Origin of the sequence: Streptomyces sp. NPDC049813 (assembly GCF_044465085.1) — a bacterium.
Taxonomy (GTDB): Bacteria; Actinomycetota; Actinomycetes; order Streptomycetales; family Streptomycetaceae; genus Streptomyces.
The window spans coordinates 140,512-164,851 of record NZ_JBITLI010000010.1 but is presented as its reverse complement, the minus strand read 5'-3'; the positions used below and the strand labels follow the sequence as shown (position 1 = coordinate 164,851).

General features: G+C 73.3%; 21 protein-coding genes. 13 read left to right on the top strand and 8 right to left on the bottom strand.

The features are described 5' to 3' along the window. Positions 1 to 95: 95 nt before the first annotated feature. Positions 96 to 1,025 (bottom strand): aldo/keto reductase family oxidoreductase, encoded by a 930-nt coding sequence (locus tag ACIBW6_RS21390; protein ID WP_399061835.1) that lies wholly within the window; start codon positions 1,023 to 1,025, stop codon positions 96 to 98. A 125-nt stretch (positions 1,026 to 1,150) separates the two neighbouring features. On the opposite strand from ACIBW6_RS21390, the gene ACIBW6_RS21385 reads away from it, so the two are divergent. The 4 genes from ACIBW6_RS21385 to ACIBW6_RS21370 all read left to right on the top strand — a co-directional run bounded on the left by ACIBW6_RS21385 (position 1,151) and on the right by ACIBW6_RS21370 (position 3,928). Continuing rightward, entirely contained in the window at positions 1,151 to 1,306 is a 156-nt protein-coding gene (locus ACIBW6_RS21385; protein ID WP_399061833.1) for a DUF6131 family protein, read from the top strand. 127 nt (positions 1,307 to 1,433) lie between these two features. Further along, entirely contained in the window at positions 1,434 to 2,336 is a 903-nt protein-coding gene (locus ACIBW6_RS21380; protein WP_399061831.1) for an NADP-dependent oxidoreductase, read from the top strand. Between the two features lie 164 nt (positions 2,337 to 2,500). Next, a complete protein-coding gene (locus ACIBW6_RS21375) occupies positions 2,501 to 3,202 on the top strand; it encodes an SDR family oxidoreductase (RefSeq protein WP_399061829.1) in 702 nt (233 codons plus the stop codon). A 153-nt stretch (positions 3,203 to 3,355) separates the two neighbouring features. Then, complete coding sequence (locus tag ACIBW6_RS21370; protein ID WP_399061828.1) at positions 3,356 to 3,928, top strand: TetR/AcrR family transcriptional regulator; 573 nt, start codon at positions 3,356 to 3,358, stop codon at positions 3,926 to 3,928. Between the two features lie 57 nt (positions 3,929 to 3,985). Here ACIBW6_RS21370 and ACIBW6_RS21365 read toward each other — a convergent pair whose 3' ends face one another. Both ACIBW6_RS21365 and ACIBW6_RS21360 read right to left on the bottom strand, forming a co-directional pair. Next, a complete protein-coding gene (locus ACIBW6_RS21365; RefSeq protein WP_399061826.1) occupies positions 3,986 to 5,707 on the bottom strand; it encodes an adenine deaminase C-terminal domain-containing protein in 1,722 nt (573 codons plus the stop codon). A gap of 47 nt (positions 5,708 to 5,754) precedes the next feature. Beyond that, positions 5,755 to 7,155 (bottom strand): NCS2 family permease, encoded by a 1,401-nt coding sequence (locus tag ACIBW6_RS21360; protein ID WP_399061824.1) that lies wholly within the window; start codon positions 7,153 to 7,155, stop codon positions 5,755 to 5,757. A gap of 197 nt (positions 7,156 to 7,352) precedes the next feature. Here ACIBW6_RS21360 and ACIBW6_RS21355 point away from each other — a divergent pair, with 197 nt between their 5' ends. The 3 genes from ACIBW6_RS21355 (at position 7,353) to ACIBW6_RS21345 (ending at position 11,011) form a co-directional block, all read left to right on the top strand. Further along, entirely contained in the window at positions 7,353 to 8,333 is a 981-nt protein-coding gene (locus ACIBW6_RS21355) for a LacI family DNA-binding transcriptional regulator (RefSeq protein WP_399061822.1), read from the top strand. A gap of 115 nt (positions 8,334 to 8,448) precedes the next feature. Next, positions 8,449 to 9,216, top strand: a complete 768-nt coding sequence (locus ACIBW6_RS21350; RefSeq protein WP_399061820.1) for a class I SAM-dependent methyltransferase — start codon at positions 8,449 to 8,451, stop codon at positions 9,214 to 9,216. 187 nt (positions 9,217 to 9,403) lie between these two features. After that, complete coding sequence (locus ACIBW6_RS21345; protein ID WP_399061819.1) at positions 9,404 to 11,011, top strand: hypothetical protein; 1,608 nt, start codon at positions 9,404 to 9,406, stop codon at positions 11,009 to 11,011. A 316-nt stretch (positions 11,012 to 11,327) separates the two neighbouring features. On the opposite strand, the gene ACIBW6_RS21340 is transcribed toward ACIBW6_RS21345, so the two are convergent. Continuing rightward, positions 11,328 to 12,002 (bottom strand): class I SAM-dependent methyltransferase, encoded by a 675-nt coding sequence (locus ACIBW6_RS21340; protein WP_399061817.1) that lies wholly within the window; start codon positions 12,000 to 12,002, stop codon positions 11,328 to 11,330. A gap of 278 nt (positions 12,003 to 12,280) precedes the next feature. On the opposite strand from ACIBW6_RS21340, the gene ACIBW6_RS21335 reads away from it, so the two are divergent. Continuing rightward, positions 12,281 to 13,225: a threonine/serine dehydratase gene (locus ACIBW6_RS21335; protein ID WP_399061815.1), complete on the top strand. Its 945-nt coding sequence runs from the start codon at positions 12,281 to 12,283 to the stop codon at positions 13,223 to 13,225. Between the two features lie 12 nt (positions 13,226 to 13,237). On the opposite strand, the gene ACIBW6_RS21330 is transcribed toward ACIBW6_RS21335, so the two are convergent. From ACIBW6_RS21330 to ACIBW6_RS21320, 3 genes are all read right to left on the bottom strand, one after another. Next, positions 13,238 to 16,537: a TIM-barrel domain-containing protein gene (locus ACIBW6_RS21330; RefSeq protein WP_399061813.1), complete on the bottom strand. Its 3,300-nt coding sequence runs from the start codon at positions 16,535 to 16,537 to the stop codon at positions 13,238 to 13,240. Between the two features lie 129 nt (positions 16,538 to 16,666). Then, complete coding sequence (locus tag ACIBW6_RS21325; RefSeq protein ID WP_399061811.1) at positions 16,667 to 17,410, bottom strand: oxidoreductase; 744 nt, start codon at positions 17,408 to 17,410, stop codon at positions 16,667 to 16,669. 225 nt (positions 17,411 to 17,635) lie between these two features. After that, positions 17,636 to 18,469 carry a PIG-L family deacetylase gene (locus ACIBW6_RS21320; RefSeq protein WP_399061809.1) on the bottom strand — a complete coding sequence of 278 codons (834 nt, stop codon included), beginning with the start codon at positions 18,467 to 18,469 and terminating at the stop codon, positions 17,636 to 17,638. Between the two features lie 358 nt (positions 18,470 to 18,827). Here ACIBW6_RS21320 and ACIBW6_RS21315 point away from each other — a divergent pair, with 358 nt between their 5' ends. Both ACIBW6_RS21315 and ACIBW6_RS21310 read left to right on the top strand, forming a co-directional pair. Continuing rightward, positions 18,828 to 20,432: an APC family permease gene (locus tag ACIBW6_RS21315; protein WP_399061807.1), complete on the top strand. Its 1,605-nt coding sequence runs from the start codon at positions 18,828 to 18,830 to the stop codon at positions 20,430 to 20,432. 42 nt (positions 20,433 to 20,474) lie between these two features. Then, entirely contained in the window at positions 20,475 to 21,089 is a 615-nt protein-coding gene (locus ACIBW6_RS21310) for a TetR/AcrR family transcriptional regulator (RefSeq protein WP_399061805.1), read from the top strand. Positions 21,090 to 21,108: 19 nt separating this feature from the next. Here ACIBW6_RS21310 and ACIBW6_RS21305 read toward each other — a convergent pair whose 3' ends face one another. Then, on the bottom strand, positions 21,109 to 21,471 hold the full coding sequence (locus ACIBW6_RS21305) for an STAS domain-containing protein (RefSeq protein ID WP_399061803.1): 363 nt from the start codon (positions 21,469 to 21,471) through the stop codon (positions 21,109 to 21,111). A gap of 138 nt (positions 21,472 to 21,609) precedes the next feature. Here ACIBW6_RS21305 and ACIBW6_RS21300 point away from each other — a divergent pair, with 138 nt between their 5' ends. The 3 genes from ACIBW6_RS21300 to ACIBW6_RS21290 all read left to right on the top strand — a co-directional run bounded on the left by ACIBW6_RS21300 (position 21,610) and on the right by ACIBW6_RS21290 (position 24,334). Beyond that, on the top strand, positions 21,610 to 22,038 hold the full coding sequence (locus ACIBW6_RS21300; protein WP_399061802.1) for a VOC family protein: 429 nt from the start codon (positions 21,610 to 21,612) through the stop codon (positions 22,036 to 22,038). A 120-nt stretch (positions 22,039 to 22,158) separates the two neighbouring features. Next, positions 22,159 to 23,367 (top strand): phosphatidylserine/phosphatidylglycerophosphate/cardiolipin synthase family protein, encoded by a 1,209-nt coding sequence (locus tag ACIBW6_RS21295; protein WP_399061799.1) that lies wholly within the window; start codon positions 22,159 to 22,161, stop codon positions 23,365 to 23,367. 151 nt (positions 23,368 to 23,518) lie between these two features. Beyond that, positions 23,519 to 24,334, top strand: a complete 816-nt coding sequence (locus ACIBW6_RS21290; RefSeq protein WP_399062100.1) for an endonuclease/exonuclease/phosphatase family protein — start codon at positions 23,519 to 23,521, stop codon at positions 24,332 to 24,334. Positions 24,335 to 24,340 lie beyond the last annotated feature (6 nt).

The following is a 24,340-nucleotide window of genomic DNA, read 5'->3' as shown; positions in this document are numbered from 1 at the left end:
GTCGGGTCGGCGCACCGGCCGGGCCCGGGTGTGCCGGGCCGGTGCGATCGGCACCGGCCCGGCGCGCACCGCGGGAGACACGTGTGCGCGAGGTGTCAGGGCAGTACGTGTCCGGCCGTGCGGAAGAGGCGGTACCACTCCTCCCGGGTGAGCGGGAGGTCGGAACCCGCGGCGGACTCGGCGACACGGCCGGGGTTGGTGGTGCCGAGCACGACCTGCATGTTCGCCGGGTGCCGGGTGATCCACGCGACGGCGATGCCGGTCGGCGTCACCTCGTACTTCTCGGCCAACTCGTCGAGGGCGTCGTTCAGTTCCGCGTAGTTCTCGCGGTCCCCGAGGAAGACGCCGTCGAAGAAGCCCTTCTGGAACGGCGACCAGGCCTGCAGTGTGATGCCGTTCAGGCGTGCGTGGTCCAGGAGGCCGTTGTCCCGGTCCACGGACTGGTCGAGGCCGCCCATGTTGGCGGCGACGCCCGAGGCGATCATCGGGCAGTGGGTGATGCTCAGTTGGACCTGATTGGCGACCAGTGGCCTGCGCACCGCGGTCTTCAGGAGTTCGATCTGGCCGGGCGTGTGGTTGGAGACGCCGAAGTTCACGACCTTGCCCGCCGCGTGCAGTTCGTCGAAGGCGGCGGCCACCTCCTCCGGTTCGACGAGGGTGTCGGGCCGGTGCAGCAGGAGGACGTCGAGGTAGTCGGTGCGCAGTGCCGCGAGCGACTCCTCGACCGTGCGCACGATGTGCTCTTTGGAGAAGTCGAAGAAGCCGGGCCGGATGCCGACCTTGCTCTGGATCACGATCGACTCGCGCTCGGTGGCGCTGAGCCTGACGGCCTGGCCGAAGCGCTCCTCGCACGCGTGCCGCGTGGGGCCGTAGATGTCGGCGTGGTCGAAGGTGTTGATGCCGGCCTCACGGGCGCTGTCGTAGAGCCCGCGGACGGTCTCGTCGTCGAGTCCGGCGATGCGCATCAGGCCCAGGACGACGTTCGAGGCGCGCAGTCCGGTCTGGGGGAAGGAGATCGTTTTCACGCGGCCATCCTGGCGAACGGGCCGACGCGGCGCCAGTGGCGGCGGCCGAAGGGTGGCATCCGCCCCCGCGCCCCGCAACTGGTGTTGCTGCATACTGGAGGTAGTTCTGAGGCTTGGAGGACTCCATGATCGTTCTCGGACTCATCCTGCTCATCATCGGCCTGATCGCCGGCATCTCCGTGTTGTGGACCATCGGCATCGTGCTCGTCGTCATCGGTGCGGCCCTGTGGGTTCTCGGCGCGGTCGGTCACGCGGTGGGCGGGCGCAAGCACTACTGGTGAGCGCACGGTGCGCCATACGGCCGGTCGGCCCGAACCGGCCCGTTCGGTGGTGCGATCGTCACGGTGACAGGACGCGACCCGCTGACCGCCGGGCCGCGCCACCGACAGCCGTCCGATCGGAGCCCCGATGAAGTCCGTCCGGTTCACCCGGTTCGGAGACCCCGACGTCCTGGAGATCGTGGAGTTGCCCGATCCGCACCCCGGCCCCGGCGAGGTGCGGATCGCGGTGCGTGCCGCGGGCGTCAACGCCAGTGACTGGAAGAAACGCGCCGGTCTGATGGACCGGGAGCTGCCGCAGACGCTCGGGTACGAGGCCGCGGGCGTCGTGGACGAGGTCGGCGACGGCGTCACCGGCGCGGCTGTCGGCGACCGCGTCGTCGGGCTGTCCGGACACGGCGGCGCCCAGGCCGAGCTGGCGGTGCTGTCCGACTGGACGGCGCTGCCCGCGTCCGTGGGCTTCGCCGAGGCCGCCGCGTTGCCCACCGCGCTCGAGACGGCGGCGCGCGGGCTCGACCGGCTCGGCGTGGCCGGCGGCAGCCTGCTCCTGGTGAACGGCGCGTCCGGGAGCGTCGGCAGTGTCGCGGTGCAGCTCGCGGTGGCCCGCGGCGCACGGGTGATCGGCACCGCGAGCCCGGCCGGCCACGCGTACCTGCGGACCCTCGGAGCCGAGCCTGTCGCCTATGGCGAGAACCTCGTGCGGGACGTCCGCGCGCTGGCGCCCGACGGCGTCGACCGGGCCCTGGACGTCGCCGGGAGCGGGGTGCTCCCCGAGCTCATCGACCTCGCCGGCGGGCCCGGGCACGTCGTCACCCTGGCCGACTTCGCGGGCGCGCACGAGCATCAGGTGACGTTCAGCCGCGGCGACGGCGGCCGCGCCCTCCACGTCCTCGACGACCTCGGGGACCTCATCGCCGGCGGCCGCCTCGCCCTCCCCCGCGTGCACACCTTCCCCCTCGGCGACGTCGTCGAGGCGCACCGCACCGGCGAGGCCGGCCGCGCCACCGGAAAGCTCGTCCTGATCAACTGCTGAGACGCCGTGCGACCGTGCGCCCCGCCGGCGCACAGGCATGTCACGCCCCGACGCCGGTGCTGTCGTCACCGGCCCGTCCGGTGGCTTGCCCCCTGAAACCGATCGGTTTACTCTCGGACCCACGAGGAAACCGATCGGTTTCCACCTGGTGGATCGGAGAGAGTATGACCGCGATCGAGGGTGCAGTCGTCCTGGTCACCGGCGGCGGCCGGGGCATCGGCAAGGCGCTCGTGGAGGGCCTCTTCGAGCGGGGCGCCAAGAAGGTGTACGCCACCGCCCGCGACCCGCGCACCGTCACGGACACCCGGGCGGTACCACTGGCCCTGGAGGTCACCGACCCCGCGTCCGTCGCGGCGGCGGCGCAGGCCGCGGGCGACGTGACCATCCTGATCAACAACGCGGGCGTGTCCACGAACGCGTCCTTCCTGGACTCGCCGCTGGACGACGTGCGCCAGGACTTCGAGACGAACTTCTACGGGCCGCTGCTCATGGCCCGCGCGTTCGTCCCCGTCATCGAGCGCAACGGCGGCGGCCACCTCCTGAACGTCCACTCCGTCCTGTCGTGGATCGGCCTGACCGGTTCCTACAGCGCCTCGAAGGCCGCGCTGTGGTCCCAGACCAACTCGCTGCGACTGGACCTGGCCCCGCGCGGCATCGCCGTCACCGGCCTCCACATGGGTTACGTCGACACCGACATGGCCGCGAGGATCGACGCGCCCAAGTCCGCTCCCGCGGACGTGGCGGCACAGGCGCTCGACGGCATCGAGAAGGGAGCCTTCGAAGTGCTCGCCGACGACGTGACCCGCCAGGTCAAGGCCGGTCTCTCGGCCGACCTCGCGGTCCTTTACCCGCAGCTGGCCGCCTGACGGCCCGTCGCCGCGTCCGGCGCCCGTTCCTCCGACGACGCTCCGCGCGCCGTCCTCGCCTCGACGCCCGGCACTTCGCAGCGGTCGATCCCCCCCTCACCGCGGTATACCGATCGGTTTTCGCCCTCGGTCCGACGGAGGTAATCTCGCCCCATGGCCACCAGTACGGACGACGCGTCCCCCCGGGACCGGCTGCTCGACGCGGCCATGGAGCTCTTCTACCGCGACGGCGTCTCCCTCGGCGTGGAGGCGCTGTGCCGGGCCGCCGGGGTGTCCAAGCGGTCGATGTACCAGCTCTTCGGCGGCAAGGACGACGTGCTGGCGGCGAGCCTGGAGCGGCGGATGCCCGCGTACGGGCAGAGGTTCGGTCTCGGGACGCAGGGCCCCCGGGCGCCGCGGGAGCAGATCCTGTACGTGTTCGAGCAGTTGGAGCAGGCGTCGACGGAGGAGGGCTACCGGGGCTGCCCGTTCCTGTCGGCCCTGGTCGAGCTCAAGGACCCCGCCCACCCGGCGAGCGTCGTCGCCCTGCGCGCCAAGGCCGCCCTGACCGGAGCCTTCCGCGAACAGGCCGAGCGCGGCGGGGCCCACGACCCCGACCTCCTGGCCCGTCAGCTCACCCTGGTCTTCGACGGTGCCAGCGCGCGGGCGGGCGCGGGCGCGGAGACCCTCCAGGGCCTGACCACGTCGACGGCGACAGCCCTGCTCGACGCGGCGGGCGTCACGTGACGCGCCCCGTCCGGAGCCGGCCCGGCGCGCAGCGGCTCCACGCTCTCCCGCGTCAGGTCACCGAGGACCCGCGACCGTCGCGCCCACGGGTTCCCGGCGGACCACGTCGACCAGCGACCTGTCGGTGATCTTCAGGGCCGGCGAGACGGCGAGCGTCAGGGTCGACACGCTCATGAACGGGTTGAGGTGCCGCCAGCCCCAGGCCTCCAGCGCCGCGCGCACCGCGGCGGCCTGGTAGGCGACGTCGGCGGCGGGCCGGGCGGAGAGCACACCCCCGACGGGCAGCGGCATGCGTGCCGCGACGGTCTCGCCCGCGGGGCCCCGCACGATGGCGACCCCGCCCCCGTCCGCGACGACGGTCGCCGCGGCGGTGGCCATCGCCGCGCGGGACGTACCGATCGTCACAAGGTTGTGGCTGTCGTGCGCGTACGTCGAGGCGACGGCGCCGTCGCCCAGTTCGCGGCCCAGCACCGGGGCGAAGACCGTGCCGGGACGCCCGTAGCGGTTGCGGACGCGTACGAGGGTCGTGCGACCCTCCCACTCCACCTCGCCGTCCCGGACGGGGAGGTCGACCTCGGCCGCCTCGGTGTAGGTGTCCCGCTCGTTGACCCGCATCGCCCGGAACGTGTGCACACCGTCCGGCAGCTCCACCCGCCAGCGGAAGGCGTCCGCGTCCTGGGGCTCGACGTCCATCCGGCTGCCGAGGGGTACGACGGCCTCGGCGTCGTCGTGCGCCGCCCGTACGGGCGCCCCGTCCCGCCCGGCCACCCGGCCGCCGACGAGCACGAGCGCCGGGTCGAACGCGGCGAGTTCGCCGCGCAGCAGGACGAGGTCGGCGCGCTTGCCCGGGGTGACGACGCCGCGGTCGTGCAGCCGCAGGCGCTGGGCCGGGGTCCACGTCAGGGCCCGCAGCACGACGTGGGGCGGGAACCCGGCGGCCACCGCGACCCGGGCGATGTGGTCCAGGTGGCCCTTGTCGACGATGTGGTCGGCCGCGAGGTCGTCGGTCACCAGGCACAGCGGCGGCAGCTGGGGCAGCGCGAGCAGCGCCGTGGCCACCTCCGCGGTGAGGCACTTCTCCTGCAGCATCATCGTCATGCCGAGACGGGCCTTCTCCAGGACCACGTCGGTACGGTTCTTGGTGTGGTCGGAGTCGACGCCGGTGGCTAGGTAGGCGCTCAGCTCGGCCCCGGTGAGGTTCGGGCAGTGGCCGTCCAGGATGGCGTCCTGCGCGCGGGCCACGGCGGTGATGTCGTGCATCCGGCGGTCGCCGCCGACCACCGCCCGGTAGTCCATCACCTCGCCGAGGGCGATCACGCCGGGCCAGCGCAGCATCTCCGCGATGTCGTCGGGGCCGAGCGCGGCGCCCGCCTCCTCCAGCCCCTCCAGGGCGGGCACGCACGACGGCACCCCCCATAGCTGGGTCTGCGGCGTCCGCCGCCCCGCCTCGATCATCCAGCGCATGGCGTCCCGCCCCGCGACGTTCACGATCTCGTGCGGGTCGGCGAGCACGGTCGTCGTGCCGCGCGCCAGGGTCACGGCGGCGAACTCCTGCGGTGTCAGGAAGGCGCTCTCGATGTGCATGTGCGCGTCCACGAAGCCGGGCACGATCAGCATGCCGGTCGCGTCGATCTCCTCGCGCGCCCGGGCCGGGGAGCCCGGGGGCAGCACCGCGCTGATGCGGTCGCCGCGTACCAGGACGTCCGCGGCGAACTCCTCGCCGGTGAAGGTGGACACCACGCGCCCGCCGCGGATCCGGAGGTCGTGCTGGTCACTCATGCGGTTCGTGCTCCTTGGGGAGGGTGTCGTCGCGGGGCCGGGGGCCGTCACGGGACGAGCGTGTAGAAGTAGTAGCCCAGCGGGATCATGACGATCCACAGCGGCCAGGCGACCTCGCGGACGCGGCCGCTGACCGTCTTGACCAGGACGTGCGCCGCGAGGCCGGTCGCGATGCCGGTGCCGAAGTTGCCGAAGAAGAGGGTGGTGGCCACGGTCAGGGCCGCCGGGACGGCGTCGGTCGGGTCCTTGAAGTCGACGTTCTTGAGCGCGCCGAGCATGTTGAGGCCGATGTAGATCAGCACCGGGGCGGTGGCCGCCGAGGGGATCAGGGTGGCGAACGGCGTGACGAGCAGCAGCAGCGCGAACCCGCAGGCCGCCCAGACCGACGCGAGACCGGTCTTGCCGCCCGCGTCGGCGGCGGCCGACGACTCCAGGTAGGCCGTCATCGACGGCGCGCCGACGGCCGAGCCGCCCATCACGGAGACCGAGTCGACGAGGAAGGGGCGGCGGGCGCCGGGGATGTTGCCGTCCTTGTCCAGGAGCCCGGCACGGCCGGTGACCGCCAGCAGGGTGCCGGTCATGGAGAAGAACTCGGAGACGAAGAACGCGAAGACGTACGGGAAGTACTCGGGCTTGAGGGCGCCGACGACGTCGACGTGGAAGAGCAGCGGCCCGGGCGAGTCCGGGGCGGCGAAGAGGCTGTCGGGGACGTCCGTCACGCCCAGCGGGACGCCGACGACGGTGACCGCGGCGATGGTGATGAGGAAGGCGCCGGGCACCTTGCGCGCGGCCAGCGCGGTGAGCAGCAGCAGGCCGCCCAGGGCGAGCAGCCCCGCGGGCTTCGACAGGTCGCCGACGGCGAGGGCGGCCTTGCCGGCGTTGCCGACGACCAGGTCGGCGTCGCGGAAGCCGATGAGCGCGATGTAGAGGCCGAGGCCGCCGCTGATGGCGTACTTGAGGTTCATCGGCATCAGGCGGGTGACGAGGTCACGGATGCCGAGCAGGGTGAGCACGAGGAAGGCGACGCCCGACCAGAACACCATGCCCAGGGCCGTGTTCCACGGGACGTGGTCCTGGCCGACGATGGTGAACGCGATCAGGGCGACGCCGCCGAGGCCGGGCGCGACGACGAACGGCAGGTTCGCCACGAGCCCCATGGCGAGCGTCGCGAGGGCGATGGCGATGATGACGGCGGTCGTGGCGGCGCCGTGCGGCACTCCGGCGCCCGCCAGTTGGCCCGGGACCACGACGACGGCGTAGGCGGCGGCCATGAACATGGAGGCGCCTGCGACGAGTTCGGTGCGGTGGCTGCTGCCGCGTCCGCGGACGCGGAAGAGCCGTTCGACGAGGGAGCCGGGCGCGGGGTCGGCGCCGGTCTGCTCGCCGGTCGGCGGGGCGGTGGTGGACATCGGTACCTCGGCGGGGGCGGGGGCGGACGGGTCACCCAAGTGGCTACGGTCTCTGCAACCGGTCTCTGAAACCGGTTGCAGAGACCGGTTGCAGGTATCATGACACGGCGGACGGCGAAAGAGAACAGGACTCGGGTCACACCGCCGGGGCGGCGCCGGACGCGTCGGGCCGGACACGGCCCGGACAGGACAGCGGGCGACGGCAGGCAGGGGCAGCAGTGGCGACACTCTTGGACGTGGCGCACGCGGCAGGGGTGTCGAAGGCCACCGCCTCGCGCGCGTTGCAGCGTCCCGACATGGTCGCGGAGGCCACGCGGCTGCGAGTACGGGAGGCGGCGGACCGGCTGGGATTCCAGCCGAACGCGGCGGCCCGCGCCCTGACCACCGGCCGCACCGGCCTCATCGGGCTCATCGTGCCCACGCTCGCCAACCCCTTCTTCGCCCCCCTGGTCATCGGGGCGCAGCAGGCGGCGGAGGAGACCGAGAGCCATCTGCTCATCGCCGTGTCCGAGTACGACGCCGAGCGCGAGGCCGCGCTCGCCGACCGGCTCTCCGAGCAGGCCGACGGGCTGATCATGGTGACGCCGGTGGGCACGGACGCGGCCCTGCGCGAGCGCTTCCGGCGCCGCCCGCTCGTCCTCGTCGACCGCCAGGTGGGCCGGCTCCCCGCCGTCGTGGCCGACACCGTCGGCGGTCTGACCGCACTGCTCGACCACCTCCTGACGCAAGGTCACCGCGACATCGCCTACGTCTGCGGGCCCGCGGGCTCCTGGTCGGACGAGCAGCGACGGGCCGCGCTCGCCGCGCGGGCGGCGCAGCAGGGCGCCCGCATCCATGTGCTCGGCCCGCTGCCGCCCACCTTCGACGCGGGCATCGAGGCATCGGGAGCGCTGCCCGGCGCCGCCACGGCCGTACTCGCGTACAACAGCTACCTGACGCTCGGTCTGCTGCACGGGCTCACCGTGGCCGGGCGCCGGGTGCCCGACGACATCAGCCTGGCCGCCGCCGACGACCTGAGCACGCTCGGCGCGACGACGCCACCGGTCACCGCGCTCGACGTGCCGCTGCACGAGGTGGGCGCGCTGGCCGTGACCCGCCTCCACGACCTCGTCACCGGGCACCGACGCACCGTCACCTCCCGGCTGCCGGCCGCACCGGTGCTGCGCGCCTCGACGGCTCCGCCGCGCTCCGGGGCACGGGGGGCGACGCCGTCCTGACGCCGCCGCCCCGGGCCCACGATCGGGTGACGTCCCACGGCCGGCGCCGTCCCTGCGCCCTGGGGACGGTCCGGCGGCCTTCATGGCGCGGGCGCACCGTGTCACGATGCCCGACATGGCAGGACGCGCGCTGAGCTTCGGAGCGGTGGCGGAGGCGTACGAACGCTTCCGCCCGGGCTATCCCGACGAGCTGTTCGACATGGTGACGGCCTACGCGGGCCGGCCGGTCGGGACGGCCCTGGAGATCGGTGCGGGGACGGGCAAGGCGACCCGGCTGTTCGCCCGCCGCGGGGTGGCCGTCACCGCGACCGAGCCCGACGGGGAGATGCTCGCCGAGCTGCGCAAGCACGTCCCGGCGCACGTCGAGACGGTGCGGGCCGCCTTCGAGGAGGTCCGTACCGGGCGGCGGTACGGGCTGGTCTACGCGGCCGCCGCACTGCACTGGACGGAACCGGCGGGCCGGTGGCCCCGGGTGGCCACCTTGCTGGAGCCGGGCGGGGTGTTCGCCTCCTGGGGCGGGCCCTTCCGGCCGGCGGACCCGGCGGTGCGGGACGCCGTACACGCGGCGCGGGCACCGTTCCTGACGGACGACGAGATCGCCGCTCCCGACGGGACGCCGCCGGACCAGGACATGCAGTGGCCGGGCACGGAGCTGCGGCAGGCGGAGTGGTTCACCGAGGTCCGCCAGGAGACCATCGAGCGCCGCCTCACGATGAGCGCGCACGACTACGTCGGCCACCTCTCCACCGTCTCCGCATACGTCGTCCTGCCGTCCCCGGTCAGGGCGCGGGTGTTCCGCGAGATCGCGCGGATCCTGCCCGACCGGGTGGAGGTGGCCGCGGACCTGACGGTCCATCTCGCGCGGCTCCGCGGCGGACGGTGAGTCAGCGGGCCGCCCTCATCTCGTCCTCACCGGGTGCCGCCGGCGCCGTGCCGCGCGGCCGTTCCCCGAAGTGGCGCAGTACGTACCGCCATGCGGCTCCTCCAGTGGCGCAGCGAAAAGAGCGTGCTTACAACGGGATAACGCTCATGCGCGGGGTGAGGACGCCCGCTGGAATGGAGAAGCAAAGATGACCACTGAGTCATTCTCTGCCGAGCCCGGGATCTCCGAGGCCGGCGAGCCCCGACTCTCGGCGCCGGCACACTGGGGCACCGCCCCGGTCGCCGCCCCGCCCCCGCCTCCTGCCCGGCCGGCCGCGTGGCCGCAGGCGACGGAGACCGGGACGGCGGGCGCCCCGCCAGACCGGGCCCCGCACCACACCCCCGACATCGACCTCGGCGTCACGCAGGAGTGGGCGGCCCCCGCCGCCCCGCCCGCGCCCGCCACTCCCCCGAGTGCCGCCGCCCCTGCGGGGGTTGCCGCCGCCACGGCCGACACCGCGGCTCCGGTGCAGCCGCCCATGCCGACGACGGCGCCCCCGGCACCTGCCGCGGCACCCGCTCCGGCGCCGGTGGCGTCGGTGCCGCAGGCCGCCGCGGCGCCCGCGGCCCCCGCGGCGCCGGTGGAGACGCCTGCTGTGGGACCGGCTCCCACCGAGCCGACTTCCTTCGAAGCGGCCCCCGCCGAGCCCGCTCCCTTCGAGGCGGTCCCCGCCGAGCCGGCTGCGTTCGAGGCCGCCCCCGCCGAGCCCGCTCCCTTCGAGGCGGTCCCCGCCGAGCCGGCTGCGTTCGAGGCCGCCCCCGCCGAGCCCACTCCGTTCGAGGCCGCCACCGCCGAGCCGGCTCCTCTGGACGCGGCTGCCGCCCAGGCGGACGCCGAGGCGGTCGAGAGGCTGTTGCGCATCGCCGTCGTCTCGCGGCCCCTGGAGGACATCACCGATCTGGTGACCCGTCTGGAACAGACACCTGACGGGGCGCCGACCGCCGCGTCCATCCTCCGACTGGCCGCGATCGTGCGCCCCGTGGACGACGTCACCCGCCTGGTGGAGCTCCTCGGGCCGCCGGAGTACCCCGCGGGCCGGATGGACGAGGCCATCCGGCACGCCGCGGAGGAGCGGCCCATCCCCGAGGTCACGCGGCTCGTGCAGCTGCTCTCCAGCCCCCCGAACGATCCGCACAGTGGCACGGAGGCCGTGCACGCCGCCGCCACCAGCCGCTCCGTCGAGGATCTGCTGCAGCTCATCAACAGCCTCAGCGAGAACGGGGCCGGCGGGGCGCCCGTCGTGGACGCCGTGCCGGAGCCCGCGCCGGTCCCGCCGCCCGCCGCTCCGGAGCAGGTCGCGCCGGACACGGCCGCCGAGGCCCCGCAGGCGCGCACCCGGGGCAACGGCACCGCGTCCCTGGTGTGGATGCGGCGGATCGCGGGCGTCCTGATGCTGCTCTGCGCCGCGGCGCACTTCCCCATGGACTGGTCGCAGGCCTCCCTCTCCGGGGTCTCCGCATCGCTCGGCGTCTCCGCCATCTGCGCCGCGGCCGGTATCGCGCTCTGCGTGAGCCGCTCGCTCTCCGTGGCCGTGGAGAGCACGCTGGTCGCGGGGGCGCTGGCCGTCGGGCACCTCCTCGACGACCGCCTCGGCTCCGGCACGCTCGCGCAGGTGCTGCACCCCGCCGGGGTCCCCTCGGCGCTGCCCGCGCTCGCCGCGGTGGTCGCCGCGCTGGCCGCCCTGCTCACCGTGGCGCTGACGGTCTCGGGCCCGCGGACGGTGGACGCCGACCGTGCGCAGGAGCCGCGCGACTGAGCCCCCGCCGCACCGCTCATCGGTGCAGACCCGGCGCCCGGCACCATGGGCGCCGGGTCTCCCGTTTTCCCGGGTTTCCCGTTTTCCCGGGTTTCCCGGGTTTCCCGGGCTTCCCAGGCTTCCCGGGCTTCCCGGGCTTCCCGGTTGTACAGGTCTGGGTTTTCCCGGGACCGACTCGGCTCGCGGCCGGGGCGCCTCGCCGCGTCTCGCCCACGCCGGGCCGCCTACTCCCGCGAGTACGTCGTACGCGATGACGCGCACCGGCTCTGCGCCTACGACACGCCATGTGACGCGGCGCAGCGGTGCCTCAGGGGTCTCACCCCTTGCTGCGGCGCGCCAGCAGGACCGAGTCCTCGGCCTCGACCGGCCCGCTGTCCCGCTTGAGCGTGCGGGGGTGCTGCTCCACGACGACGGACTCGAAGTCGTCCGGCAGGGCCGGGAGGAGGTCCGCGGCGAGGAACATCGCCTTGCGGTGGTTCTCCGACAGCTGCTGCGTGAACTCGGGCGTCGGCGCGTGGCCGACGACGAGGAGCAGTCCGCCGGGGGCGACGGCCGTGGCCAGGCGCCGGGTCACCTCGACCATGCCGCCGTCGGGGGCGTGCAGGTAGTGGCTGGTGACCAGGGAGTACGAGCGGTCGCCCGCGTCGAAGGCCCGGGCGTCCACCTGCCACCAGTCGACGAGGTCGGCCACGCCCGCCTGTTCGGCGTGGCGGGCGGCGCGGGCCAGGCCCGCGGCCGAGAAGTCGGCGCCCGTCACCCGCCAGCCCCGGCCCGCCAGCCAGATGACGTCGCCGCCCTCTCCGCAGCCGACGTCGAGCGCGGTGCCGGGGGCGAGGCCCCCCGCGGCCACGACCAGTTGCGGGTTGGGCTCGCCGCTCCAGAACCGCTCCTGCCCCGCGTACCGCTCGTCCCAGCCCGCCGGCTCGAACATCGCCGCGGCCGCCTTCTCGTCCGGCGCGCCGCCCCCGTCGTGCTCGTGCTCTGCCGCCATCGGGCGTCTCCCGTCGTTCCTGGTGCCGTGCCGCACCGCTGGTCACCTGCGTCGCCCCTGCCGTCCGGGGCTCGTCCTCGATGATGCCCGCGGGCCGCCGGAACGGCACGCAAACTTGCCGGTCCGGCAAAGGGTGTCCGGTGCGGCACTCCCTGGTTCCGCTCCCGCGTCCGCCCTGTCTCCCCTCCGTCCGGTGTCCGCACCCCGGACGGCCTCCCGCCCCGCGTCCGCGTATCGTGCAGGCGGACACGCAGCAGCGCTCACCCAGGGGAGAAACCGTGGTCGGTGTCGAGGAGTTGGAGGCCGCCGCCGCGCGGATCGCGGGGCACGTGGTGCGGACCCCCACACTGGCCAGCCCCGGACTGAGCGCGCTGCTCGGCGTCCCGGTCACCGTCAAACTCGAACTGCTGCAGCGCAGTGGCTCGTTCAAGGCGCGCGGCGCCGTCGCCAAGCTGCTCACGCTCAGCGAGGAGCAGCGCGCGGCCGGCGTGGTCGCGGTGTCCGGCGGCAACCATGGCGTCGCCGTGGCCGAGATGGCGGCCGCCCTCGGGGTGCGGGCCACCGTGGTCATGCCGCGCACCGCGCCCGCCCGCTCGGTGGAGATCGCCCGGGCCGCGGGCGCCGACGTCCGGCTGACCGCCACCATGGCGGAGGCGTTCGCGCTGATGGAGCGGCTGGCGGCCGAGGGGCGCACGCTGCTGCATCCGTTCGCCGACCCGGTGGTGATCGCCGGGCAGGGCACGGTGGGTCTCGAACTCGCGGCGGACGCGGGCCCGTTGACGGATGTACTCGTCTCCATCGGCGGGGGCGGCCTGATCGCCGGGGTGGCGGCGGCGCTGCGGGCGCGGCGGCCCGGCGTGCGCGTGTGGGGGGTGGAGACCACCGGCGCCGACGCGATGACGCAGGCGCTGGCCCGGGGTGGTCCGGTGCCGGTGGACGTGGACTCGCGGATCAGCACGCTGGGCGCGCCCACCGTGTCACCGATGACGTACACGATGGTGCGCGACCTGGTCGACGACGTGCTGGTGGTCCCGGAGGCGGAGGCCTTCGCCGGGGTCCGCGAGCTGGCCGAGCACGCCAAGGTCTGGGCGGAGCCCGCGGCCGGCTGCCTTCTCCCGGCCGCGCGCCGCGTCCTCGCCAAGACGGGGGCGGGGACGCGGCTCGGTCTGGTGATCTGCGGCGGCAACGCCACCGTGGCCGATGTCGTCGCCTATGGCGCGTAGATCACCCGCGCGCTAGCGGACGGTCACGGTGACCGGTGCGTGCACGCTGTGGCGTGGCAGCTTGATGCTGAGCACGCCGGTGGCGCGGTCCCAGTGGTACGCGTCCCGGTCGAGCCGGACACCGTGCGCGGTGACCTGCTTGGGGGCGGTGTGCGTGCCCAGCAGGGCCAGCGTCCAGGTGCGGTGCTGGACCTGGCCCGGGAAGGATCCCTTGGCCGGGTCGATCGTCACGGTGCGGTGCGTCCCCTTCTCCTCGTAGCGGACGCGGGTCGTGGCGCTCTTGGTCTTCCGCGGGCTCGCCCCGTCGTCCTCGTAGAGGCTGTACGAGCCCGGGGCGCCGGCCGCGACGGAGAGCGTGACGTCGGTCAGCGGGTTGCGGTCGTGATCGGTGACGTCGTGGGAGCGGGTGGGCAGGATGCCGCCGGCCTTGAGGAAGACGGGCATGGTGTCGAGACCGGTGGTGACCTCGTGGGTGGCGCCGCCGGTGTAGGTCTTGCCGGTGAAGTAGTCGGTCCACCGGCCCGGCGGGAACCACACCGAGGTGGTCGCGGAGGAGCCGGGGGTGGTCACCGGGGCGACCAGGACGTCGGAGCCGTAGAAGTACTCGCTGTCCGCCGCGGTGTAGGCCCCGGGCTCGTCGGGATACTCCAGGTAGGCCGGGCGCACGATCGGCAGGCCGGTGCGGTGGGCCTCCTCGGCGAGCGAGTAGGTGTACGGGACCAGTCGCTCGCGGAGGTTGAGGAACGCGTCGGCCGAGGTGCGCGCCGCCGTGCCGTACTGCCAGGGCAGCCGGTCGCTGTGGTTGCTGTGCAGCCGGTCGACCGGCTGGAAGGTGCCGAACTGGACCCAGCGGGCGTACAGGTCGTCGGGGAGTCTGTGCGTGGTGCGGGGCGTGCCGTTGTCGTCGTAGGTCTCCGAACCGGTCAGCCCGGTCGTGTCGTTGTGGCCGCCGATGTCGTGCGTGACGGCCGCCATGCCGGTCGCGGCGGACTCACCCGGCGTGTAGCCGACCTCGAACTTGAGCATGCCCCAGGTCGAGGAGGTGTCCCCGGTGAAGTGGACGGTGGTGCGCTTGTCCGCCCACGGGCCCGTCGGCAGGGCCTGCTGCCCGCTGTACCCGCCGGCCTGCAGGGAGCCGTAGGCGCGGGAGAGGACGAAGCCCCGGCCGAGCGTCCCGGCCGTGGCGTCGGCGTACTGCTGGTTGATCCACGCGTCCGGGGAGACGCCCGGCAGCGACGACCGGGACGCGTCGCAGCACCAGTCCAGCCACCAGAAGTCGTTCCCCTGCCGGTCCATGGTTCTGTGCAGGTCCATGTAGGCCTTGAGCTGGTCCGGGTCGCCGAAGTCGAAGGTGTAGCAGTTGTCCTCGACACTGGCGCCGGAGGCGCAACCGCCCTTGGTGAGCTTGCCCTTGGCCGTCGCTTGCGCCTGGGCGAACTGCGGGTCGGAGGCGAGGATGCTGGGGTGCACGTTCAGGGTGTTGTGCAGGCCCTGGGACGCGGACCAGTCGAAGAAGTCCTGCGGGTCGGGGAACTTGGCGCGGTCGATCTCCCAGCCGCTCCAGTCGTTCACGGCCTTGTAGTCGGTGTCGGTCACCAGGACGTCGAGCGGGACGCCCTCGGACCGGAACGCCGGCAGGATCGTGGAGCGGTAGTCGGCGTCCGTGCGGTCGATGTACTCCGAGTACCAGACGCCGTACGCCCACGCCGGCAGCAGCGCGGGCGGCCCGGTCAGCGTGGCCAGGTCGCCGAGGGCCTGCTTGTAGTCGTGCCCGTAGCCGAAGAGGTAGCCGTCCTGGTACGGGGAGCCGGAGTGTCCGGGGCGCGGACGGACCTTCTTCGCCTCGGTGTCGTAGAGCGCCGAGGGCGTGTCGTCGAGCAGGTACCAGCCGTCCCGCTGGAGCAGGCCCGGCGTCGTGACGGGCGCGTCGCCCGCGCCGCTGACCCCGTCGAGGCCGCGGCGGTAGCCGCCGAGCGCGATGTGGGGTGCGGGCGCCGGGTCCTTCGGGGCCGCCACGGACAGGGTGTCCACGTTCACGTGGCAGCTGGCCTTGTCCGGGCAGCCCAGCGTGACGTCGTCGGCGCCCGCCTTGAGGGTGACGGGCACGGACGCCGTCCGCCAGTCGTCCCAGTCCTTCGTCGCCGGCAGGTCGAGGGCGACGGGGGCCGCGGAGCCGGCGCGGACCGTGGCCGAGCGGTTCTGGTGCAGTCCGTCGCCGCCGCTACCGTTGGTGTAGCGCACCCGGAGCGTGTAGACGCCGTCGGCGGGCACGCCGACGAGGTGCGTGGTCAGGGAGGCTCCCTGGTTCAGCTCGGCGACGAAGCCGTTGCCCGCGTATCCCTTGTGGTCCGTGGCGCCGGCCGCGGTGCCGCCGAAGCGGGCGGTCTCGGCCTCGCAGCTCGTCCCGGCCAGGCAGCCGCGGATCGCCGTGGTGGAGGCGGGCGGGTACGCGGCGCCGGGCGCGACGACGGCGACGCTGTCGACGTTGACGGAGCCGGAGTCGCCGGCGGTCCGGGTCAGGGCGAGGGTGTGGTGGCCCGCGCCGAGCGTGATCCCGGCGGTGGCCAGGTCCCAGCTGTCCCAGTCCGCCGTGGGCGGCAGGCTGACCGTCCGCGGCGCGCCACCGTCCACGGTGAGCGTCAGGGTGCGGGTCGTCGTCTTGCCGTCGCCGCCCGTGGAGTTGGCGTACCGCAGGGCGAAGTCGTACCTCCCCGCGGTCTTGACATCGATGTCAGAGCGCAGCGAGCCACCGGTGCTCTCGAAGCCCGCGGCGAAGCCGGGCCCGGTGTGGCCCCGGTGGTCGGAGGCGCTGGAGATCCCGTCGAGGCGCAGGTCCTCCGCCTCGCACAGCGCGCCGACGGCGCAGACGAGGCGCTGCCAGGGCGCGGCGGTGACAGGCGTGTCCCCCGCGGTCAGGTGCACGGAGAGGTTCTCGGCGTCGAACGGTCCCGAGCCGACCCGGTAGCGCAGGCTCATGCCGCTCGTCCTGATGGTGAGCCAGCCGTGCGACGTCGTGGACGTGTACGGGGTCGGCGTGAACCCGCTGCGCCCGATCGCGTTGAACGTCGGGTCGTCGGTGAACTTCTTGTCGCCCGCGTACTCGGTGCGGATGAGCGTCGGCGAGAGGATCTGGAAGCGGGCGTCGCCGGCCGAGACCGTCGGGATGCGGTGGCCGGGGGCGCCGTGGGCCGACGCGGCGCCGGCTCCGGTGAGCGTCGTCGCGGCGACCACGGCAAGAACGGCGACGACGCCCACCTGCGGACGTGCGCGTCTGCGACGCCGGGGTGAACCCGGCAGCCATGCGGCTCTCATACGAAACTCCGTTCTTCGGGGGGACGGCTCCGCCCCGGCCACGAGGTCCCGGGCGCGAGGCCTGGGGCATGAGAGCACGCCGCCATGCGTGGTGTCTACAACGGGGTTGCGCAGGAGGGGTGTTCGGCCTCAGCCGACCGGGAACTCGCCGCCGTCGACCGTGAGGTTCTGTCCGGTCACCCAGCTCGACCGGTCCGACACGAGGAACAGCACCGCCTCGGCGATGTCCTCGGGCCGCCCGTCCCGTCCCAGTGGCGGAGAGGTGGTGTCCTGGCCCGGGCCCTCGCTGAGGGTCGCCCACTGCTCGCGCGTCGCCTCGCCGCCGGGTGTCTCGGTCCGGCCGGGCGACACCGCGTTGACCCGGACCCCGAACGGGGCGAGTTCCATGGCCAGTCCGCGGCTGTAGTTCCGCAGCGCCGCCTTCGCCGCCGTGTAGTGCAGGAACGGCGGTGCCGATACGGGGACGGCGGCCGAGGAGATGTGCACGACCGCGCCCGAACGCCGGTCGCGCATGCCCGGGGTGAGCAGCGCGTCCAGCCGCACCGGCGCGAGATAGTTGAGGTTCAGCTGGTCCAGCCACTCCTCGTCGGGGATGGACAGGGCGTGCGGGAAGGGACGCGCTCCGCCCGCGTTGTCGACCAGGATGTCGACGGCGCCGAACGTCTGCAGCGCGGCCTCGGCGACGGCCTGAGCACCGGCCCGGGTCCGCACGTCGGCCTCCACGAAGGCCGCGCCCTCCGGCACCGTGCCCGTCTTCGACCGGGCCGTCGTGAGGACCTCGGCCCCTTCCGCCAGCAGCCGGCGCACGACGGCCGCGCCGATCCCCCGCGAACCGCCCGTGACCACGGCGCGCTTGCCTTCGAGCTCTCGCATGATGTGCCTCTCGATCTCGTGTCGAACTCGCCCGGAAAAGAAGAGGCCGCATGACCGGATGCGTAGTGTTCGGCATGCGGTGGATCGTTCTTCTGCCGCTCTTCTCGGCGAGTTACCTCACCGTAGGTTCGGCGGGCACGGAGAAGCAAAGACGAGAAATGAGCAGGCCCTATAGGGGTTTCCTATAGGGCCTGGAATTCAGTGTTTCTGCGGTGTTCCTGCTGCTCAGCGCAGGCCGGCGAAGAGGTCGGTCTCGGGGACGGGCGCCCCGGTGGTGTCCTTGACCCGCAGGAAGGTCTCCGTGCCCATCAGCTCACGGAACCGCTCCTTGCCCATTTTCAGGAAGAAGATGTTCTCCCCCTGGCTCGCGTGCGCGGCGAGGGAATCGAATTTCTGGTCGCTGAATTCCGCGGTCTCCACCCACGTGGTGATCTGGTCGTCGGGGAGCCCGATCTCGGCCATCGCGGCGGTCTCGGCCGGGTCCGGCTCCGGCATGTCCTCCTGGAACTCCCGCATGATCTCCCCGAACCGCCGCATCCCCGAGTGGGGCATCGTCGTCCAGTAGACCTTGGGGGTCGGGTCGGTCAGCTCCAGCGCGGCCATCGTGATGCGGTGGGCCTGGATGTGGTCGGGGTGGCCGTAGAAGCCGTTCTCGTCATAGGTGACGACCACGTCGGGCCGGTAGTGCCGCATGAGCTCGGCCAGCCGCGCCGCGCCCTCCTCGACGGGGGTGTGCCAGAAGGAGCCGGGGGCGTCATTGCTCGGCCAGCCCATCATCCCGGAGTCGGCGTAGTCCAGGGTCTCCAGGTCGCTGATCTTCAGGACGCCGCAGCTCTCCTCCAGCTCCTGGCGGCGCATCCGCGCGACGGCCGCCGGGTCGTGGCCGGGATCGCCCGGCTTGACACCCCCCGGCCCGTCACCGCAGCCACCGTCGGTACAGGTCACGAGCACCGTGCGGATGCCCTCCGCCGCGTACCGTGCGAGGACCCCGCCGGTGCTGGTGGCTTCGTCGTCGGGGTGGGCGTGCACGGCCATGAGCGTCAAGGGCCGGTCAGTCATGAAGCAGTCCTCCTGCGAAAAGCACACGTATCGGTCCGGGCGCGCGGCAGACATGCCGCGGCCCCTGGGCCCGGCGCCCGTCGGGCGGGCGACCTCGCGGTCTCCCGTGTCCCCCGCCCGCGCGGTACCGGTGCCCCGTCCGGTGCAACAGTGCAGGGGGGACCGGCTGTTCCCGGCGGGGCGGTTCGGTTTTCCCGGCTTTGTCCGCGGCTCGCGCGGTCCAGGGCGGCGGACGGGGGCGCGGCGGGCCCGGCGTCCGAGGCGCGGCTGCGGGGAGGGGGCCGGGCGTCGCCCGGCGCGGCCCGCGCGCATGGCACCCTGGCCCCCTCAGTCCGTGATCGTCGAGGAGGTTCGCCACGTGGCGCAGCATGAGCCGGCCGGGGCCGCCGGTGTCCCGGACGTCCGCACCGAGGAGAGCCGGCTGCGCAAGGACCTCGGGTTCTGGGCGCTGACCGCGATCGGGTTCTCCAACATCCTCGGGTCGGGCTGGCTGTTCGCCGCCCTGTACGCGGCCCAGACCGCGGGCCCGGCCGCGTTGTTGTCCTGGGTGGCGGCGGGTGTGCTCTGCGCGCTGGTGGCCCTGGTCATGGTCGAACTCGGCGCGACCCGGCCGGAGGGCGGCGGCACCGTCCGCTGGCCGCTGTACGCGAACGGCCGGCTGGTCGGCACGGTCGTCGGCTGGTCGGTGCTGCTGTCGGTCGGCGGCACCGCGGCCGAGATCAGCGCGATCATGCAGTACGCCGCTCATTACGTGCCCGGGCTCTACGACGGCGGGAGCATCACCGCGTCGGGCCTGGGGGTCGCCTCCGCGCTGAGCGTGCTGCTCACCGCGCTGAACTGGTTCGCGGTGCGGATGTTCGCCCGCGTGAACAACCTGGTGTCGGTGTTCAAGGTCGTCGTCCCGGTCCTCACGGTGGTCGCCCTCTTCCTGTCCGGCACCCACGGCGGCCGCCTGACGGACCACGGCGGTTTCGCGCCGTACGGGTACGCGGCCTGTCTCACCGCGCTCGCGGGCGGCGGCATCGTGTACTCGGTGAACGGCTTCCAGGCGCCGCTGGACTTCTCCGGCGAGGCCCGCAATCCGCGCCGCAACGTGCCCGCCGCGGTCCTCGCGGGCATCGGCCTGGCGGTCCTCGTCTACCTCGGACTCCAGCTCGCCTTCCTCTACACGGTGCCCGACTCACTGCTCGCGCACGGCTGGCAGGGCGTCAACTTCGAGTCGCCGTTCGGGCAGCTCGCCCTCGTGCTCAACCTGCACTGGCTGGCGACGCTGCTCTACGCCGACGCGGTGGTCTCCCCCGGCGGCTCCGCCTATGTGGGTGTGGCGATCGACGCCCGCCACACCTACGCGCTCGCGAAGAACGGGCTGCTGCCCCGCTTCTTCATGCGCATCGACCCCCGGTCCGGCATCGCGCGGCGCGCGCTCGTCCTCAACCTGGCGGTCATCATCGTGTTCATGCTGCCGTTCGGCGGCTGGCAGGACATCGTCAGCGTGATGGGAGACATGTACCTGATCATCTACGCGGCCTCGGCGGTGGCCGTGGCGTCCTTCCGGGCGCACGACCGGGAGCGGGGCCTGCCGCTCCCGGAGGGGCACATGCCCGGGGTGCGCTGGATCGCGCCGGTTAGTTTCGCCGTGGCGATCGAGTTCGTGTACTGGTCGGGCTGGGACGACCTGCGGCTCGCGCTGCCGCTCGTCCTGGTGGGCGTCCCGCTGTTCCTGTTCCAGCGCCGCGGGTCGAAGGGTGCCTCCGTGGCCGATGAGGTGCGGCGCGGCGCCTGGCTCGTGTGCATCCTGGCGGCGCTGACCCTGTTCTCCTGGCTCGGCACGTTCGGTGGCTCGGGACGGCTGCCCGCGCCGTACGACTCGATCGTGGTGGGCGCCGCGGCGTTCGCGGTCTTCGGCTGGGCGGTGCGCTCGGGCGCCGCCCACCTCCGCGCCCGTCCCGCCCACGTCGCCTAGAGTGGACCTCATGGTCCAGAACGGGGTGGGTGGAGGAGCCGCATGACCGCCGGTACGGCAGGAGGGCAGCGGCTGACCCGCAAGGGGGTGGCGACGCGCGACCGCATCGTGGAGGGCGCCGCGCGGATCATCCGCGAGCGGGGTGTCTCGGGTGCGACGCTCGACGACATCCGCGCCGGCACCGCGACGAGCAAGAGCCAGATCTTCCACTACTTCCCCGGCGGCAAGGAGGAGTTGCTGCTGGCGGTGGCGGCCCGCGAGGCGGAGCGCGTCCTCACCGACCAGGAGCCCCACCTGAGCGATCTGGGCACATGGCAGGCGTGGCAGGAGTGGCGTGACGCGGTGGTGCGGCGCTATGAGACGCAGGGCGTCAACTGTCCGCTCGGCGTGCTGGTCACCGAGCTGGGCCGGACGACCCCGGCCGCGCAGGAACTGACCGGCCGGCTGATCACGCAGTGGCAGGCGGCCCTGCGCGCAGGAGTCCTGCGCATGCAGGAGAGCAGCGCGATCGGGCCGGGCCTGGACGCCGACCGCGCGGCGGCCGCTCTCGTCGCCGCCATCCAGGGCGGCGTGACGATCCTGATGGCGACCGGCGGCAGCACACACCTGGAAGCCGCGCTGGACATGGCGCTGGCCCATCTGCGCACGGCCGCCTGAGCGCTGCGCCCGGGCCGCTTCAGGCGAGCGCGGCCGGCACCGTGGGATAGAGGTCGATGATGGTGTCCACGCCCACGATCTGCAGGATGCGCAGCACATTGGCGTTGGTCCCGGCAAGCCGCAGCCAGCCGCCCGCCTCGGTGGCGTTGCGGTGCGCGCTCAGCAGGATGTTCAGGCCGCTGGAGTCCATGAAGGTCACCGCGCTGAGGTCCAGCAGGACGTGCGGGTGCTCGCCGATCGTGGCGTCCAGCAGCGCCTCCCGCAGGGGCGCACCGGTGTCGTGGTCGATCTCTCCGCTCACCGTCAGGACGCTCACGTCGCCGTCGGCAGCTGCGGTGACGGTGAGCCGGTCTGCTCCGGTACCGCCGCGGGTCTCTGGCACGTCTTCCTCTCCGTCGGCAAAAGCTCGTGGAGGGACACGGTAGCTCCCCCACCGGCCACGACCGAAGGGCGCGTACATGCAGGGCACCACTATCGCCCCGGGGTTCCGCCGTGCCGGGCGCGCTCGTACGGTGGCCCGATGGCGTCGATCAAGAAGTTCCAGGTCACCTTCGACTGCGCGGAACCCGAGCGTCTCGCCCGGTTCTGGTGCGAGGTCCTCGGCTATGTCGTGCCCCCGCCTCCGGAGGGGTTCGCGACCTGGGACGCGTACCGGGAAGCGCAGCCGCCCGACCGGCGGGACGCGTGGTTCGCCTGCGTCGATCCTTCCGGGGAGGGGCCGCGCCTGTTCTTCCAGCGGGTTCCCGAGGGCAAGGCGGTCAAGAACCGGGTCCACCTCGACGTACGGGTCGGCACCGGGCTCGTGGGTGCGGAGCGGCTGGCCGCGCTGGAGGCCGAGCGGGCGCGCCTCGTCCCGCTCGGGGCGGTGCACGTGCGCACGCTGTACGACGGGCACAACGCGTGCATCCCGATGCGGGACATCGAGGGCAACGAGTTCTGCATCGACTGAGCAGCCGGACGCACCGGCGCGACTGCCCCGTCGTGCCGCACGCGCGGCGGCGCAGGTGTGAACGAAGCGTGACGGGGCATGCGGAGGCGCGCCAGCGTCCGCTCCCACCAGGAGAAACACATGTCCGCCAGCACCATCGCCACCGAGCCCGAGCTGACCTCCGGCAGACCGGGGGACGAGGCGTGCCAGCGCCTGCGCCGCCGCATGGAACGGCTCATCGGGATCGCCGCCACCGAGGGGAACAAGCTCACGCCGCTGCGCAACGGCGACGAGATCTTCCCCGCGATGCTGACCGCGATCCGTGAGGCCCGGCACACCGTCGACATGATGACGTTCGTCTACTGGAAGGGCGAGATAGCCCGGGAGTTCGCCCAGGCCCTCGCCGAGCGGGCGCGCGCGGGCGTCCGTGTCCGGCTGCTGCTCGACGCGTTCGGCAGCCGCACCATCGAGCAGGACCTGCTGGTCCTGATGGAGCAGGCCGGTGTCCACGTCGCCTGGTTCCGCAAGCCGCTGCTGCTCTCCCCGTTCAAGCAGAACCACCGCTGCCACCGCAAGGTCCTCGTCGTCGACGAGGTGACGGCGTTCACCGGCGGCGTCGGCATCGCCGAGGAGTGGTGCGGGGACGCCCGCGGCCCGCACGAGTGGCGGGACACGCACGTGCTGGTGCAGGGCCCGGCGGTGGACGGGATCTGTGCGGCCTTCGCCCAGAACTGGGCGGAGTGCCACGACGAACTCTTCGACGAGCGCGACCGGTTCACCGAGCACGAGCCGCAGGGCGACGCCGTCGTGCAGGTGGTGCGCGGGTCGGCCAGTCTCGGTTGGCAGGACATCCAGACGCTGCTGCGGGTGGCGATCGAGTCCGCCGAGCGGCGGCTGCGCCTGGCCACCGCGTACTTCTCGCCCGACGACCGCTTCGTCGAACTGCTCTGCTCCGCCGCCCGCCGGGGCGTCGAGGTCGAACTCCTGGTGCCCGGCCCCTACACCGACAAGAAGATCAGCCGGATCGCCGGGCGCCACCACTACCACCGGCTGCTGGAGTGCGGGGTGACCGTGCGCGAGTACCAGCGGACCATGCTCCACTGCAAGATCGTCACCGTGGACGGCACCGCTTCGCTGATCGGCTCCGCCAACCTCAACCGGCGCTCCCTCGACCACGACGAGGAAGTCATGCTCGCCGTCCTCGACCCGGAGTTCACGGCCGCCCTCGACGCCGACTACGACGCCGACGTCGCCCACAGCGCGGCGGTGGACCCCGGCCGCTGGGCGAAGCGCCCGCTGTCCTTCCGGGCGGCGGAGGCGGCGACCCGGAGCGTGCAGCACTTCCTGTGAGCGGCGGCCCGCGGAGGTGGAGCGGGGTCCCGACGTGTGCCGCCCGCACCCGTCGCCTACCCTCGTGCCGGAGCCCGTGGACGCGGGCGGGCCGTCCGTCACTGGGGAGGCGAGGGTGCTCGCACGGGGCACGCGGTGGGCCGCGGCCGTCATGACAGCGCTCTGCGTCGTGCTCGTCGGGCCCAGCGCGCCCAGTGGCGCCCTGATCGCGGAGCCGCCGCCGCTGCCGGCCGGCGCCGCCACGGACATCGTCCCGGGCCGCGTGCTGACCTGGAACATCTGCAACCCCTGCGGGCGCAGCGGGCACAACCTGGGCCGGGCGGCGGAGATCGCCACGTACGCGCCGCAGGTGTTCGGGCTGCAAGAGGCGTGTGTGCGGGACGTCGAGGAGATCCGCGAGGACCTGGAGAAGTACTACGGGCTGGTCTACAGCGTCGAGTACGGGACGGTCCTGCGGAAGTGGAGCCGGTGCGGGGGGCTGCCGTGGCGCCCCGGCGCGTACGGTCAGGCGATCCTTTCGGCGACGCCCATGACGGACCGGGTCCTCGCGGAGTATCCCGACGGCGGCACCGAGGACCGCGGCTATCTGGCCGTCACCACCGAGGTGGGCGGCGGGCCCGTGCGGGTCTTCAACACCCATCTCGCCGAACGCAGGCAACCGGAGGTCCGGGCGCGCCAGGTCCGCGTCCTCGCCCCGCGCGTGGCCCGGTACGACCGTGCGATCGTGCTCGGCGACTTCAACGCCGTGCCGGACGCTCCCGAACTGGGCCCGATGTGGGCGCTGGCCACGGACACGGACCCCGCGTGCCGTCCGGCGGCGCGCGGCGGGAGCTGCGACACGACCACCGACTGGCACCTGAAGTTCGACTACGTCTTCCTGCGCGGGCTCACCGCGCGCGACCACCAGGTGTCGTCCAGCGCGTTCTCGGACCACGATCTGCTGCGCACGGACGTGCGGACGGGGTAGGGCGCC

What these genes read in the sequence shown, in the direction of transcription:
- ACIBW6_RS21345 (WP_399061819.1), top strand. Translation starts at nt 9,404, where the DNA reads ATGACCACTGAGTCATTCTCTGCCGAGCCCGGGATCTCCGAGGCCGGC.
- ACIBW6_RS21375 (WP_399061829.1), top strand. Translation starts at nt 2,501, where the DNA reads ATGACCGCGATCGAGGGTGCAGTCGTCCTGGTCACCGGCGGCGGCCGG.
- ACIBW6_RS21365 (WP_399061826.1), bottom strand. Translation starts at nt 5,707, where the DNA reads ATGAGTGACCAGCACGACCTCCGGATCCGCGGCGGGCGCGTGGTGTCC.
- ACIBW6_RS21325 (WP_399061811.1), bottom strand. Translation starts at nt 17,410, where the DNA reads ATGCGAGAGCTCGAAGGCAAGCGCGCCGTGGTCACGGGCGGTTCGCGG.
- ACIBW6_RS21370 (WP_399061828.1), top strand. Translation starts at nt 3,356, where the DNA reads ATGGCCACCAGTACGGACGACGCGTCCCCCCGGGACCGGCTGCTCGAC.
- ACIBW6_RS21320 (WP_399061809.1), bottom strand. Translation starts at nt 18,469, where the DNA reads ATGACTGACCGGCCCTTGACGCTCATGGCCGTGCACGCCCACCCCGAC.
- ACIBW6_RS21340 (WP_399061817.1), bottom strand. Translation starts at nt 12,002, where the DNA reads ATGGCGGCAGAGCACGAGCACGACGGGGGCGGCGCGCCGGACGAGAAG.
- ACIBW6_RS21330 (WP_399061813.1), bottom strand. Translation starts at nt 16,537, where the DNA reads ATGAGAGCCGCATGGCTGCCGGGTTCACCCCGGCGTCGCAGACGCGCA.
- ACIBW6_RS21290 (WP_399062100.1), top strand. Translation starts at nt 23,519, where the DNA reads ATGACAGCGCTCTGCGTCGTGCTCGTCGGGCCCAGCGCGCCCAGTGGC.
- ACIBW6_RS21300 (WP_399061802.1), top strand. Translation starts at nt 21,610, where the DNA reads ATGGCGTCGATCAAGAAGTTCCAGGTCACCTTCGACTGCGCGGAACCC.
- ACIBW6_RS21380 (WP_399061831.1), top strand. Translation starts at nt 1,434, where the DNA reads ATGAAGTCCGTCCGGTTCACCCGGTTCGGAGACCCCGACGTCCTGGAG.
- ACIBW6_RS21310 (WP_399061805.1), top strand. Translation starts at nt 20,475, where the DNA reads ATGACCGCCGGTACGGCAGGAGGGCAGCGGCTGACCCGCAAGGGGGTG.
- ACIBW6_RS21295 (WP_399061799.1), top strand. Translation starts at nt 22,159, where the DNA reads ATGTCCGCCAGCACCATCGCCACCGAGCCCGAGCTGACCTCCGGCAGA.
- ACIBW6_RS21385 (WP_399061833.1), top strand. Translation starts at nt 1,151, where the DNA reads ATGATCGTTCTCGGACTCATCCTGCTCATCATCGGCCTGATCGCCGGC.
- ACIBW6_RS21350 (WP_399061820.1), top strand. Translation starts at nt 8,449, where the DNA reads ATGGCAGGACGCGCGCTGAGCTTCGGAGCGGTGGCGGAGGCGTACGAA.